Annotated in this window: 10 protein-coding genes; 5 read left to right on the top strand and 5 right to left on the bottom strand. The window is 46.0% G+C overall.

Going from position 1 to position 14,838, the window contains the following annotated elements:
• Window positions 1-87: 87 nt before the first annotated feature.
• From A3860_RS01220 to pheS, 4 genes are all read right to left on the bottom strand, one after another.
• Window positions 88-1,170 (bottom strand): carboxypeptidase-like regulatory domain-containing protein, encoded by a 1,083-nt coding sequence (locus A3860_RS01220; RefSeq protein ID WP_081144707.1) that lies wholly within the window; start codon window positions 1,168-1,170, stop codon window positions 88-90.
• Between the two features lie 258 nt (window positions 1,171-1,428).
• Window positions 1,429-2,427 carry an NAD-dependent epimerase/dehydratase family protein gene (locus tag A3860_RS01215; protein ID WP_081144706.1) on the bottom strand — a complete coding sequence of 333 codons (999 nt, stop codon included), beginning with the start codon at window positions 2,425-2,427 and terminating at the stop codon, window positions 1,429-1,431.
• Window positions 2,428-2,462: 35 nt separating this feature from the next.
• A complete protein-coding gene (locus tag A3860_RS01210; protein WP_081144705.1) occupies window positions 2,463-3,308 on the bottom strand; it encodes a 3-hydroxyacyl-CoA dehydrogenase family protein in 846 nt (281 codons plus the stop codon).
• Window positions 3,309-3,320: 12 nt separating this feature from the next.
• Window positions 3,321-4,352, bottom strand: coding sequence for a phenylalanine--tRNA ligase subunit alpha (pheS, locus tag A3860_RS01205; RefSeq protein WP_081144704.1), 1,032 nt, complete (start codon window positions 4,350-4,352; stop codon window positions 3,321-3,323).
• A 109-nt stretch (window positions 4,353-4,461) separates the two neighbouring features.
• Here pheS and A3860_RS01200 point away from each other — a divergent pair, with 109 nt between their 5' ends.
• The 4 genes from A3860_RS01200 to A3860_RS01185 all read left to right on the top strand — a co-directional run bounded on the left by A3860_RS01200 (window position 4,462) and on the right by A3860_RS01185 (window position 9,708).
• Window positions 4,462-5,601, top strand: a complete 1,140-nt coding sequence (locus A3860_RS01200; protein ID WP_081145142.1) for a formimidoylglutamase — start codon at window positions 4,462-4,464, stop codon at window positions 5,599-5,601.
• Between the two features lie 75 nt (window positions 5,602-5,676).
• Window positions 5,677-7,065 carry a D-alanyl-D-alanine carboxypeptidase/D-alanyl-D-alanine endopeptidase gene (gene dacB, locus A3860_RS01195; RefSeq protein ID WP_158085111.1) on the top strand — a complete coding sequence of 463 codons (1,389 nt, stop codon included), beginning with the start codon at window positions 5,677-5,679 and terminating at the stop codon, window positions 7,063-7,065.
• Window positions 7,066-7,294: 229 nt separating this feature from the next.
• The gene (locus tag A3860_RS01190; RefSeq protein ID WP_081144702.1) at window positions 7,295-7,837 is read left to right on the top strand and encodes an RNA polymerase sigma factor; all 543 of its coding nucleotides are present in this window, start codon (window positions 7,295-7,297) and stop codon (window positions 7,835-7,837) included.
• A gap of 2 nt (window positions 7,838-7,839) precedes the next feature.
• Complete coding sequence (locus A3860_RS01185) at window positions 7,840-9,708, top strand: hypothetical protein (protein ID WP_143773887.1); 1,869 nt, start codon at window positions 7,840-7,842, stop codon at window positions 9,706-9,708.
• Here A3860_RS01185 and mutL read toward each other — a convergent pair.
• Window positions 9,694-11,628, bottom strand: coding sequence for a DNA mismatch repair endonuclease MutL (gene mutL / locus A3860_RS01180; RefSeq protein WP_081144700.1), 1,935 nt, complete (start codon window positions 11,626-11,628; stop codon window positions 9,694-9,696). The two genes, A3860_RS01185 and mutL, sit on opposite strands and share 15 nt — an antisense overlap.
• 271 nt (window positions 11,629-11,899) lie before the next feature.
• On the opposite strand from mutL, the gene A3860_RS01175 reads away from it, so the two are divergent.
• Window positions 11,900-14,836, top strand: coding sequence for a glycoside hydrolase family 3 N-terminal domain-containing protein (locus A3860_RS01175; RefSeq protein WP_245843443.1), 2,937 nt, complete (start codon window positions 11,900-11,902; stop codon window positions 14,834-14,836).
• The last annotated feature ends 2 nt before the right edge of the window (window positions 14,837-14,838 follow it).

The raw sequence follows: 14,838 nt of genomic DNA, 5'->3' as shown, positions 1-14,838 counted from the left end.
TGAAGGACAATAAATAACAGGCAGGCCACTCTGCTCTTTAACTTTTCGGTTCCGCTCAGGGCAAGCCGCAGGCCCACTCCTGATCATTTATCGGTATTCGTAATCGTATGGTAATAGCTCGGCCAGTTTTTTCCAGGCCCAGTAACCTGTGTTGGTGACATCATACTGATCGTAGAAGTAGCCGTTCTTTTCAATGACAAAAGGATTGGCGATTTCCAGCACAGTGATCTGAAAACGGGTAGAAGGGGGTAATTTATATTCTTCCAGGAATTGCTTGTCGGGGTGAACATTTCCATAGCTGATGCGGTAACGGCCGGTCCAGTTTATTTCTACATCCCCACTGTCTGACAAATAATCCTGTTCGTTATAAGGGTTGGTAATAAATGTGCCTTTTACGTTTTGCTGATCGTCGTTCAGCTTTTCAAGAATGAAACCCTCCTTAATAAGGGTGCTGTCGTAAAACGACCGCATAAAATGCAGGCGTGAGCCAAGGTAGGTATGCGCCCGGTTCTTTTTCCACTGGGTTTTTACATCTTCGGTGCTATCCATTTCCTGAAACAAAGGCGAACCGGTGTATTGAGTAATACTGCTTGAATAATCGTAGCTGAAAGAATCGAGTTGGTACCGGATCTTATAACCGAGGAAATAGTTTACTATGATAAGGTCTTCTTTTGCCAATATTTTTAACCGGTTCCTTTTTTTGGAGTAGTAAAACTTCAATACTTCAGGATTTTGAATGGTACACTGGCCGGCAGAAGCGGTATTGCCAATAAAGTTCTCTGAAAAAAACTTTCCATATTTTGTTAATCCTTCCGGGTCTTCTGTGCTGGCTACCACGGCCACTTCGGTCAGTGATTTATCGGCTTTTCCCAGTTCTACCAGCATGGTATCTGTTTGGGGCTGGTTATTACTGATGCGGATTATTTTCTTTTCATAGCCGGTATAGGTAACCACCATGTCGTACCCGCCATTGGGCAGGCGCATATAAAACAATCCCTGATTATTTGAAACCGTTCCCTGTGTGGTATTTTGACAATAAGCCGAAGCGTTGGGCAACGGTTGTTTCGTTTCTGCATCGATCACTTTCCCCATAATGGAGAATGTTTTTTCCTGTGCTAACAAGGATGTACAACAGGTTGCGGATAAAAACAGGATCAGTAAATTTTTCATTTCGAATATTTACAATAATTCTTCACAAGATAGATATCGAATTTGCACTTTGACCGGGTAAAACCTCCAATAAACTTGTTGTTTTTACCTGGCAGGTTGCATAGATAAGAATAAATTCAAATATGCAACGGACTAATATGTTTTAGAACGTTTTACAGGCTTTGAAAGTATTGATTTCCCTCCTTTTGATGCCAGGTTCGGGGTTAAATTTCTTTAACATATTGGCCGGTAAGGTGTATACAACAAGTTTACTGCCAGTTATAGTGGTTGCAGGTGGGCCAGGTACTGTTCGCAGTCTTTTTGAATAGCTTTTTCGAGGGGAGTAAATGAAAAACCCGGCAGGGCCCTTAATAATTTGCTGTTATCGAAGTAGGTAACGCTTTGGGCAACCCGGGCGCTTTCGCGGGTGAGTAAGGGTTTTTTCCCCGAAAACATTGATTTCAGCTTCTCCATTCGCCAGGCAATTTTGCCCATAAAAGGAGTGGCTTCTTTATGCGGTTGTTTTTTCCCAAAGCCATCGGCAATGGTATTTAATAATTGTTGAAACGTCCAGTTATCGCCGTTCACAATAAACCGCTCGTTCGAATGGTTGCTTTCCATAAGCAATACGGCGGCTTTGGCAACATCGGCCACTGCTACAAAACCATTGATCCCTTTGGTGAACCAGGGAAATTCGCGGTATACGTTTTTGAATATGGCGCAACTCGACATACTCCAGTCGCCATAACCTAATACGGTGCTTGGGTTTACGATCACTGTATTGAGGCCTTCTGCGGCGGCGCGCCATACCTCCAGTTCAGCGTGGTATTTGCTGATGGCATAGGTGGTATGCCATTTTCCCGGCTGCCATTTCTTTTCTTCGTTAATTGTTTCGCCGCTTATGGTGCGGCCAATGGCGGCTACCGAGCTGATGTGCACAAAGCGCTGAATGTTTTTTTCGATCGCCATGTTCACCACGTTGGCAGTGCCGTCAATATTGATCTTGTTTAGTGTTCTTCTTTCACTGTCATGAAACGATACTTTGGCGGCGGCATGAATAACTGCATCAACACCGTCCATAGTCTCATAAAGCGATACCACATCCAGAATATCGCATTGTACCCATTCTACCTGGGCATTAATATGTGCAGGAATAAAAAATGGAGCTGCCTTGCTGTGCCGGATTGCCCGCACAGCATAGCCTTTTTCCACCAGTTCTTTTATGATGTAAGCGCCTATAAAGCCCGATCCGCCTGTAACGAGTATTTTGGTTAACAAGTGTAATAATTAACAGGGCACGAAGATAACTTTTATCATGAGTATTCGTAATACCCTTTCCCTGTTTTGCGGCCGAGTTCGCCTTTTTCTACTTTTTCCTGCTGAATGGGAGATGGTTGCAGTCTTTCGGGTTTGCCAAGGGCATCGTACACCTGGCAGCTGACGGCATAATTTATATCATTGCCAATGAGGTCCATCAAACGGAAGGGGCCCATTTTAAAACCGGTTGCCTCCAGCAGGGTGTCGATGGTTTGAAAATCGGTTACTCCCTGTTCGGCCAGCTTCAATGCTTCGAGGTAATACGGGCGGGCAACATGATTTACAATAAAACCCGGTGCATCCTGGCACAGAACAGGGGTTTTATCCATTTGCCGGGCGGTTTGTACTATGGTTTCAATAGTTTGTTCATTGCTGAAAGGGGTAGTCACTACTTCAACCAGCTTCATAATGGTGGCGGGGTTAAAGAAGTGCATGCCTGCTACCCGTTCGGGGTGTATGATCTTTTTGGCAATTTCGGTGACCGATAAGGATGATGTATTGGTTGCAAACACCACTTCGCTGTGATTCACTTCGGCCAGTTGGTTGAACAGGGCCACTTTTACTTCCGGTTTTTCAACAATGGCCTCTATTACCAGGTCGGCCAGGCAATCGTTGATATCTGAAACAAACTGAATGCGGCTTATGATGGCAGAACCCGCTTCGGCGGTGAGCTTGTTTTTCTGCACCAGGGTTTGCAGGTTGCTTTCCATAGCCGTTCGGGCTTTTTCAAGCATACCTGTACTTACGTCGTATAAAATAACGTGAAAGTTGTGCTGGGCTGCTGCCTGGGCAATACTACTGCCCATAGTGCCTGCGCCGCATATGCATATTGTTTGTACCATGGTAATGAGTTGCTAAGTCGCGCTCGTAAACTGTCGCAGGAACCGCACGTCGTTTTCGCTGAATAAGCGAATGTCATTGATACCATATTTGAGCAGGGCGGGGCGTTCAATACCCATCCCGAACGCAAAGCCGGTATATTTTTCGGGGTCAATATTACAATTCTCCAATACTTTCGGGTGTACCATACCGCAACCTAATATTTCGAGCCAGCCGGTACGTTTGCACACAGCGCAGCCTACGCCACCGCAAAGCTGGCAGCTGATATCCATTTCGGCGCTGGGCTCGGTGAAGGGGAAATAGGAGGGGCGGAACCGCACCTTTACATCCTTGCCATACATTTCCTGCACAAAGAAGTACAGGGTTTGTTTAAGGTCGGCAAAGGAAACATTTTCGTCGATATACAATCCTTCGATCTGGTGAAAAAAGCAATGGCTGCGGGCACTGATGGTTTCGTTGCGGTAAACGCGGCCGGGACATACAATGCGAATGGGCAGCTGGCCTTTTTCCATAGCCCTGATCTGGGTGTTGCTGGTATGGGTACGCAGCAGCCAGTCGGGATTTTGCTGTATATAAAAGGTATCCTGCATATCGCGCGCCGGGTGATGTTCGGGCAGGTTCAATGCAGTGAAGTTGTGCCAGTCGTCTTCGATCTCAGGACCTTCAGCCACCGAAAAACCGAGGCGGTTGAAAATGCTGATCACATGGTTCAGGAACAGGTTTATAGGATGGCGGGTGCCAAGGGGCAATGGATCGCCGGGCAGGGTTACATCAATGGCTGCTGCAGCGGTAGTGCCGGAACCTTCCAGCTGCTGTTTCCAGATTTCGTATTTTGATTCGGCCAATTGCTTGAATTCGTTCAGGATAAGCCCGAATTCTTTCTTTTTATCGGCCGGTACATTCCTCATTTCGGTAAACAGGTTCTTTACGATACCCTTTGTACCCAGGAATTTAATACGAAAAGCTTCCAGTGAATCGGCCCCATTGGTTGGCTGATTCTCGATCTCCTGCTTATAGGCTGCAATTTGTTGTAACAATTCATCCATACGGCAAAGATAGGGTTCTGGGGTCAATGGTGAATACCCGTTTAGGGACCCTACAAATATGTATTTTTTCTGTTACCACCTTGTGCCTTATTCAATTATCTTGCACCATATGTCAGATGCATTATATATCGGGGATTTTTTGCAGCCTGTTAACCGGTACATGATTTCGGATGATGAGGGCTATAAAGATGGGCAGATCGGTAAAAAGATCGTGGTGTATGAAGATGAAGAAGTGCCCGATGTGCGTTCGGCTGACATTGTATTGGTGGGTTGCAATGAATGGAGGGGAAACGGGAAGGCGCTTACGGGTATTTCGGCCCCTGATGCCATTCGCCGCCAGTTTTATTCCTTATATCAGTGGCACAGCGATGTTAACCTGGTCGATATCGGCAATATCATCATTGGCGCCGGTTTAAACGATACCTATGCCGCCCTGAAAACGGTGCTGTCTGAACTGGCAGATGCCGGAAAGACCATCGTGGTACTGGGCGGTTCTCACGATCTTACCCTGGCGCAGTACCATTCCTATACCAGCAAACACCAGATCATTGAAGCCACCTGTGTTGATGCGCTTATTGACCTGAGCATGGAATCGCGCAACCGGTCGGAGAATTTTTTAATGGAAATGCTTACCGGCGAGCCCAATTTTGTAAAACATTATAACCACGTCGCTTTTCAAAGCTATTATGTGCACCCGCATATGCTTGAAACGATGGATAAATTGCGTTTTGATTGTTTCAGGGTAGGCCATGTGAAAGAGAATATTGAAGAAATGGAGCCGGTGATCCGCAATTCGCAACTGTTCAGTTTTGATATTTCGGCCATCGCCAATGGTTTTGCGCCAGCCAATACTATTACGCCGAACGGACTAACGGGTGAGGAAGCCTGTGTGCTGATGCAATATGCAGGGTTGAGTCCCACTATCAATACTATTGGTATTTACGGGTATTCGCCCGACCGCGATAAGGATGAGCTTACGGCCAAACAGATCAGCCATATGTTGTGGTACCTGGTTGATGGCTATAACAGGAGCCTGCGCGAAGCAAAGCTGGAAGAAAAAGATTCATTTAACGAGTTCCATATGGCATTCGCCGAAATAGAAACGGTTTTTTTACAAAGCAAGAAAACCGGCCGCTGGTGGATGCAGCTGCCCGATAAGAAATATATAGCCTGTTCGTATAAAGATTATCTGCTTGCAAGCAGTAATGAAATTCCGGAAAGATGGCTGCGGGCGCAGGAACGGGAGTAATATTATAAAAAGGTATTAAACCAGATTGCCAGGGCTACTGCTTGTCACAATAAATAATTAATTTTCAGCATGAACATGCGAAGCAGATCCTGTTTTATTTTCCGTTCCACTCCTGTAGTCACTAATCCAGTTCTTAAAAGCTTTCTGCTTATAGCTTGCGGTTGGCTGGCGGCCTGCAGTACCCAACGCCAAATTTCCAAAGCAGCCAATGCGGCCCTTTTTCAGGATTCCACCATGCAACATGCGCATGTAGGCATCAGCCTGTTCAATGCAACAGATAATAAATACCTTTTTGACCATAATGCTAAAAAGTATTTTGTTCCGGCTTCCAACACCAAGCTCTTCAGCTGTTATGCCGCGTTGAAATACCTGGGCGATAGCCTGCCGGGCATTAAATACTGGGCAAACGATACGGCGGTTTATTTGGTTGGAACCGGCGACCCCAGTTTGCTACACCCCGATTTTAAAAAAAACCCGGTTATCGATTTCCTGCAGCAAACAAAAAAACCGGTCTATATAACTGATATTAACTGGAAAGATGAGGCCCTGGGCAACGGCTGGTCGTGGAACGACTATAACGACAATTATATGGTAGAGCGCAGCGCTTTACCGGTGTATGGCAACTATATTCACTGGGTGCAGGAGATGGGCGATAGCGTTAGCAATGCTGCCCAGGAAGATCAAACCCCTTCTATTTATTCCATTCCCGAAATAAACTGGAAAGTGCGTTTTAATGCCGGCATTATGCGCAAAGCCTTTTTTGTGCAGCGGAACCGCGACGAAAATTTCTTCCTGATCACTGAGGGAAAAGAAAAGAAAAAAGAGCAGGATGTGCCTTTTGTTACCCATGGCATTCAATCGGCCATTGAATTACTGCCCGATACAATTGGCAAACAGATCACCTATTTACCCGAATTCAAAAAACTGCCCGCCAACCTGCACACCATTTATTCGCAGCCGGTTGATTCGCTGTTACAGCCCATGATGTACCGCAGCGATAATTTTTTTGCAGAACAATCGCTGCTGATGGTGAGCCAGGTAAAACTGGGCGAAATGAATGACAGCAGAATTATAGATACCCTGCTGAAGACCGATCTGGCCGATCTGCCTCAAAAGCCCCGGTGGGTCGATGGCAGCGGGTTAAGCCGGTATAATTTATTTACACCCAACGACTTCGTAGTGCTTTTGCAGAAAATGCAGCGGGAAGTTGGCATGAAGCGGCTGCAGGGGATATTGCCCACGGGCGGCAAGGGCACGCTGGCCAATTTGTATAAACAGGATAGTAATTATATCTTTGCCAAGACCGGGACCTTGTCGGGCATTGTAGCATTGAGCGGTTATTTGTATACAAAGAAGAATAAGCTGCTGATCTTTTCGGTTCTTATCAATAATCACACAGGCAGCGCAGGTTCTATCCGCAGTAGAGTTGAGTCTTTCCTGACCGGTATCCGGGACCGGTATTAACAAAGTTTATAGATTTTTCTCTTTTCTCCCCCAACCGTAGCGCTATCATACCCCGTATTATTATCAGCAACTGGCAATTGGCCGTTAAACTAAAGAGAAAATTAGCATTCATAGTACAATTCAGGTTTAAAAAAATACCTGCGGGTACTACATGGACCAAAGCACTGCTACCATGAGTAAATTTACCAGGTATCAAATTCGGGGAAAGAACACCAAATAACAGGCTTGATTGTCCACCAATGCTACTGATATAGAACTCATAAATGGTTGTATAAATAACAACCGCAAGGCCCAGGAACACTTGTATAAGAAGTTTTACGGGCCTATGGCATCTATTTGTCTGCGATACACCCGTAACCAGGAAGATGCAATTGAAGTATTGCACAATGGTTTTTTGAAGGTATTCAAGAATATCCATATGTATGATATGAGCCGGGCCTCATTATATACCTGGGTACGAACGATTGTCATCAATTCGGCCATTGATTTTGTGAGGCAGCGCAGCAAATTTCATACGCACATTGAACTTGAAAAAGTAGATGAACCATCCATTGATGCAGATGCAATACAACGAATGTCTTCCCATGAAGTTTTATTACTCGTACAAAAGTTATCACCGGCCACCCAAACGGTGTTTAACCTGTATGTAGTTGAAGGATATAATCACCGGGAAATAGCTAACCTATTGGGTATTAGTGAAGGTACCAGCAAATGGCACCTGAGCGAAGCCCGCAAACAATTGCAAAAACTATTACAAACATTGCAAGTGTAAATGTGATGAACTCGAAACATCCATACGAAAAACACTTAGCGGAGAAACTGGTGCAGCTTCCGCCACCTGATGACCCTGACCAAAACTGGCAGCGTATGAAGACGTTGCTCGACAAAAATATGCCGCGGGGTGGAGGGGGATCTGGTGGATCATACCGCTGGTGGATCACCGGCACTGTTATAGTTGCCGTGGTGGTTGGTACATGGTTTGGAGGTAAAACATTCCTTACCAGGGAGCAGCGGAATGAATCCGTTGCCGGTACCATAAAAACCGTTAACAATAAAACGGCGTCATCCGTTGCTTCAACCGAAAATAATGCGGAGCAACCGGGTGGCTTTGCTGATGCTGATAATTCAGCTGGCAGCACTGCTAAACCAAAAACCAAACTGCCTGGTGCTGCTTATGCATCGAGCACAAGCCCAGCAGGCAACGACAATGCTGTTGCCGGCGATCAGCCTGTGCCCGTTACTACCGGTAAGGCCAATGAAAATAATTACGGCGAGTCGAAAAAAGATATTGCTGCCACCAATAGTTCAGCTAAAAATAATGCCATCACCATTGAGGAAGCTGAAAAGGCCCGAAGTAGCGGTAATAATGAAAATAACCCCCGGTTGTTAGCAAATAATAACAGTCCGGCTGCGACCGAAACCCCATCAAGCTATCACTCTAAAACTTCCCCTGATCGAAACAAAATTTACGCTTCTGATTCAAAGAATAATAAAACCAGTGCTGGTAATAAACATACAACCAATAATCGCCATCAACCAGCCAATAACTATACAAATATTCAAGCCAATGAAGCTTCCGTTGTAAAGAATACAACCGGGCGCAGGGTTACCAATAAAAAAGGAAAGAACCCCATAAAGAAAGCAGGGGTTGATGAAAATGGTGAAAATACAGCCGGTAATGAAGAAGCGGAGAAGCACCCGTATACTTATAAGCCGAAGATCACGTTGCCTTCCCAGCCATCTACCGGTTCTGAATTGAAGGCCTCGCCGGTTACTTATGATATTAATTATACAGCGGCATTGGTGGTGTCGCCTTCCGGTGTTATTCAACGGGAATTTACTTATTATACCCAGGCCGACCTGTTCCCTGATATGGCTACCCGCAACAAACCGGCAAACCGCAAGGCCTCAAGGGAATCAACCTCGCCCGAAGATAAAAGCTTTGCTGTGGGCTTATCGCTGCCACTTGGTTTTCCGGTTGGCGATCAGCAGGCCATGGGTTATAACAGGAATGCAGGTGTAAATACTCTTTCAGATTATATTCCATCACCGCATTTTCAATATCATTTCAATAATAAAACATACATCCAGGTAGGGTTGCAGTTTTCGGCGCCACAGTATATAAGCCCGGTGTTGTTATATCAGGAAAAACTCTATTCGGGAGGGCCTGTTCCCTCAGAACAGATCACCTCAATTACCGCCCGTAAATTGTATTATTTCAATTTACCGCTGACCATTTATCATAGTCCGCTCAAGAATTTTTATCTGGGTACGGGTTTACAGTACTCTTCTTTGTTAAGTGGCATAGCGCAATATGAGAAAATAAAGCGCAGTATGGCGGGGCCGCAACAGGAATATGTGCTTGAAAATTACTTTACCCGGTTCGGGAACGACTGGCTGTCGCATCGCCTGAACGGTAATGAACTGCGGTTATTGATCGATATGAGCTATTACTGGAGCAAGTTCACCGTTGGGTTGCAGTATAACCAGGCTTTCAATAATTATGTGAGTTTTCAGGTTACACCAACTTCACCTTATACATTCGATAAAAATAAAAGCCTTCAATTTTATCTGCGGTATAATATCTGGGAAGATAAAAAGCGGAAACAGCCTAAAGGGCAATCTTTGTTAACGCTTAAATAATTGCTCCAGGTAATCTTTTTTAAATTCTATATAGGTGGGATTGCCGCCGGCCGTCACATTGGGCTGGTTGCATTTGAAAAGATCGGTTGTTAACATTCGCATTTCTTCCAGTGAAAGCGGCGTTCCGGGCTTTATAGCCTGTTGCCAGGCCAGGGAGCGGATGAGCTTTTCGCGGCGCGAAAACTTAAGATCGCTGCTGAAATGTTTGAATTGTTCCAACAGGCTTTCGATGGCCAGTTTTTCATTACCGGCCGATACATCGGCCGGGGTGCCCTGTATAACGAAGGCATTGGCGCCAAATGGTTCAATGAGGTAGCCCAGCTGGTTGAGGTCAGTGGTCAGTTCCTGCAGCAATACGGCGTCTGAGGCTGATAGTTGCAGGGTAACGGGGAACAGGCTGCGCTGGGTAGCTATGCTTTTTCCGTGGGCGGCGGTAACAAAGCGTTCGTATAAGACGCGTTCATGCGCCAGCTGTTGGTGAATGAGCATAAATCCCCGGGCGGTAGGCGCCACAATATAGGTGCAATGCAGCTGAAAAAGCAGGGCATTGTCATCGACCAGCTGTTTGGCAAAAGGCGTATAATGCGTGGGAAGCGGAGAGTCGCTTCCAGGATCCTGTTTTTTTAATTTATCGAGAAGCGATTCAAACTTTTCTTCTTTTTGTCCGGTGCTGCCCGAAAAGCCCTGCGAACCTGAAGCAGATCTTTCATTTCCCGATTGGCTGTTGCCGCCCGGTTCAAAAAAATCTTTCCAGTGTTTGAGCTCTGTTTTGTCGGTAGGCTGTATAAAATGGGCCTGGTTCTTTTGCGTAAAGTTTTTGGCCAGGTCTGAGGAAAGGGCGGCGTCCTTTTTATCGTCAGTAAATGGTTTGTTTATGGCATCGAGCTGTTGAATGCCGGGATCAAGGTCGAACTCAAGCGTAGGTGTTATGCTGAACTGGGCCAGGGCATGTTTAACGGCTGCCTGCACAAATGCATATACGATCTTTTCATCTTCAAACTTTATTTCCTGTTTGGTAGGATGCACGTTGATATCGACCTGCGTTGGGTCAAGATCAATAAAGAGCGCATACAGGGGAAAACTATCGGCCGGTATCATTTCCTTGAATGCGCTCATGACCGCATGGTTTAAATAAGCACTGCGAATGAACCGGTTGTTTACAAAGAAGTATTGATCGCCGCGGGTTTTTTTGGCGGTATCGGGTTTTCCTACAAAACCATAGATGTTCAGGTAATCGGTTTTTTCCTGAACGGTTACCAGCCGGGCATTGTAATGCTGGCCAAGTACCTGCACTATGCGTTGTTTAAGACTGCCTTTTTCGAGGTGGAATATCTGTGTACCGCTGCTGCTAAGGGAAAAGAATATATTGGGGAACGACAGGGCTACCCGCATAAATTCATCTACAATATGCCGCATTTCGGCGGCATTGCTTTTCAGGAAATTGCGGCGGGCAGGTACATTGAAGAACAGGTTCTTCATGGCAATGCTGGTACCATTGGCGGCGGCCACCGGTTCCTGCTTTTTTACCATGCTGTTCTCTATTTCAATGCAGGTGCCTGTTTCATCTTCGGCGCGTTTGCTTTTGAGCTCAACCTGGGCAACGGCGGCAATGGAAGCCAGGGCCTCGCCCCGGAAACCCATGGTGCGAATATGGAACAGGTCGTCGATATTGCGGATCTTGGAAGTAGCATGGCGTTCAAAACACATGCGGGCATCGGTTTCGCTCATGCCTTTACCGTTATCAATTACCTGTACCAGTTGTTTACCGGCATCCTGGATAATCAATTTAATTTCGGTGGCGCCGGCATCAACGGCATTTTCCAGCAACTCCTTTACGGCGCTGGCTGGCCGCTGGATCACTTCGCCGGCAGCGATCTGATTGGCAATGTTGTCGGGTAATAATTGAATGATATCTGCCAAAAGCTACTCCTGATTTTGAGAGGGCAAATGTAAGATTATTTAATTGCATATAACAGGTCTCAAAAGCCGGCAACAAAACAGGGCTTATGGATATTCAGCTTTGAAGCTGATCGGTATAAACAATTACCTTAATGTGCTGTAAATACTGGGTTTCAGCCCCGCTCACTTGCACAAAACCGCACCCAATATTAGAAGAATTTTAATGATCCCAAAGCCTTATTAACATTAAATTTGATGCTCATTGCTGGCTTACTAAAATCACTTCATGTACATGAGGAATATGTTAAAAACAATTGGTTTAATTCTATTGGTCAGTTTGGTTGGTGGTCCTGTTCTAGCGCAACGTTCTTCCGGTAATCCTGCAGCCGATCATTGGGTTGACAGCGTTTTCAAAACACTTTCAAAAAATCAGAAAATAGCACAGCTTATGGTTGTGCGGGTGTCATCGATTGGGCCCGACCGCACCGTAATTTTTTATGATAAACAGGTTGAAGAGGCCATTCGTAAATACAATATTGGTGGTCTTTGTCTTTTTCAGGGCGGCCCCATAAAACAGGCTGCAATTCTCAATTATTTGCAAACAATTGCCAAAACACCCTTGCTGGTGACCATTGATGCCGAAAACGGCGTTGGTATGCGTATGGATAGCGTATTGCCTTTGCCCCGGCAAATGATGATGGGGGCTGTGCAGGACCGTTCTCTCATTTACGAATATGGCCGGGTGGTAGGGGAACAATGCAAACGGATAGGCATTCAGGTAAACTATGCACCGGTGGTTGATATTAATAATAATCCCAATAACCCGGTCATCAACGACCGGTCGTTCGGGGAAGATAAATACAAGGTGGCCGAATATGGGATTGCCTATATGAAAGGTATGCAGGATGTTGGCGTAATGGGTTGCGCCAAACATTTTCCCGGTCATGGCGATGTAGATGTGGATTCCCATCTCGATCTGCCGGTGATCAATAAAACAAAGCAGCAGCTCGATTCGCTGGAACTGTATCCTTTTAACAGGATCTTCAGGGCCGGTGTGGGCAGTGTAATGGTGGCCCATTTATCGGTGCCGGCGATTGACAGTACCGAACATACGCCTACATCCATTTCCTATAACAGCGTTACCCAGCTGTTACGCAAAGAGCTTAATTACAACGGGCTCACTTTTACCGATGCGTTGGAGATGAAGGGCGTGGCCAAATATTTTCCCGATGGCGAAGCATCGCGCCAGGCCCTTATAGCCGGTAATGATATGTTGTGTTTGCCTGGCGATATTCGCGGAAGCATTAAGAAAGTACGCAAGGCCATCCGTCGCCATAAGCTCCATTGGGCCGATATAAATGAACATGTGCGGAAAGTATTATATGCCAAGTACCAGTATGGACTGGCTAACTGGAGCCCTATCGATACCGCCAACCTGCTGGCCGACCTCAATAGCAAGGTGCCTGCCATGCGCCGCGACATTGCAAAAAGCGCGCTTACGCTGTTGCGTAATGATGAACCGGCCGTGTTTCCCCTGTTTAAAGGACCACGGGTGGCATATGTAGGTATAGGCTTAACGCAGGATAATGCTTTTGCAACACATGTGCGCAAGGACTACAATGCAAGCGTATATTATTTCGATTATAAAAAAGACAGCACCGAAGTGCAGCCCTTGTTGCAAAGAATGAAAGATTCTTTTGATGTGGTGATCATTGGGGTGCACAAATACGCCCGCTATCCGGCCAATAATTTCGGCATCAGCAATGCGGCGCTGCAATTGATAAACGGTATACAGGCGCAGCATAAGACCATTACCATGGTGTTTGGTAACCCGTATGCCATCAAAAATATGTGCGATGCCCGCGTGCTGGTAGCGGCTTATGAAGATGATGACATTACCCAGGTTACGGCCTGCGACCTGTTGCACGGGCGTTTTCTGGCCAATGGTAAATTACCGGTAACGGTTTGTTCTGCTTTCAAATATGGCGATGGCATTATTGCCCGAAGATTGTTGCCTTCGGTTCCTGCCAACCAGCTGGGATTTAATAGCGTGAAATTGACCAACGCCATTGATTCAATCGTAAATGACGCTATTAAACAAAAGGCTATTCCCGGCGCTGTAGTGCTGGTGGCAAAAGACGGCAAGATCGCTTATGAAAAAGCGTTCGGTTATCTTACTTTTGACAGTATAGAACCGGTTTATCCTGAAACCATCTATGACCTGGCTTCGGTTACCAAGATCATGGCCACTACTTTATCGGTAATGAAGTTATACGATGAAGGCAAGCTGGACCTGCAAAAAACATTGGGTGATTACCTGCCCAAAACACGTGGCAGCAATAAAGCGCCACTGAAGTTGTGGGATATATTACTGCATCAGGCCGGGTTAAAAGCGTTCATTCCTTTTTACCGCGAAACACTCGATGCTACGAACGGTAACCTGCCGCTGTCAACATTATACAAAACCACGCCTGAGGAAAATTATACGGTTCCGGTTGCGGCAAACTTATACCTGCGCAATGATTGGGAAGATACCATGTTCAACCGCATCCTGAAAAGCGATTTAGGTCCACATGGTAAATATGTTTACAGCGATAACGATTATATTTTTCTGGGCAAGATAGTAGAAGCAGTTACGAAAATGCCGCTTGACAAATACGTAAAGAAAACATTTTACGACAAGCTGAACCTGGCGGTTACCGGGTTTAATCCCGCTGAACGTTTCCCGTTGGATTATATAGCACCTACCGAACGGGAAAAAGAATTCCGCGGTCAATTGATACATGGGTATGTACACGACCCCGGCGCGGCTATGTTTGGCGGTGTGGCGGGCCATGCGGGTTTGTTCAGCAATGGGTATGAAATGGCCGTACTGGCGCAAATGCTGCTGAATGGCGGAGTGCTGAACGGACAAAACTTTTTTAGCCGGGCAACAGTTGATTATTTCAATCAATACCATAGCGACATCAGCCGCCGCGGGCTGGGTTTCGATAAACCCGAACGCGATAATGCCACCCGGGAAGATCCGTATCCCTGCGCTTCTGCTTCCCCGTTAACATTTGGCCACACCGGTTTTACCGGAACCTGTTTCTGGGTAGATCCTAAAAACAACCTGGTCTATGTTTTTCTGTCGAACCGGGTTAACAGTCCCGATGTAAACAAGTTCCTGCGAATGAGCGTACGGCCGAAAGTGCATGAAGCTATTTACCAGGCGTTGAAACTATATTGATC

Origin of the sequence: Niastella vici, from assembly GCF_002077945.1 — a bacterium.
In the GTDB taxonomy this organism is placed as follows: Bacteria; Bacteroidota; Bacteroidia; order Chitinophagales; family Chitinophagaceae; genus Niastella; species Niastella vici.
Note: the sequence above shows the minus strand (reverse complement) of the source record. Positions and strands in the feature narration are given on the sequence as shown.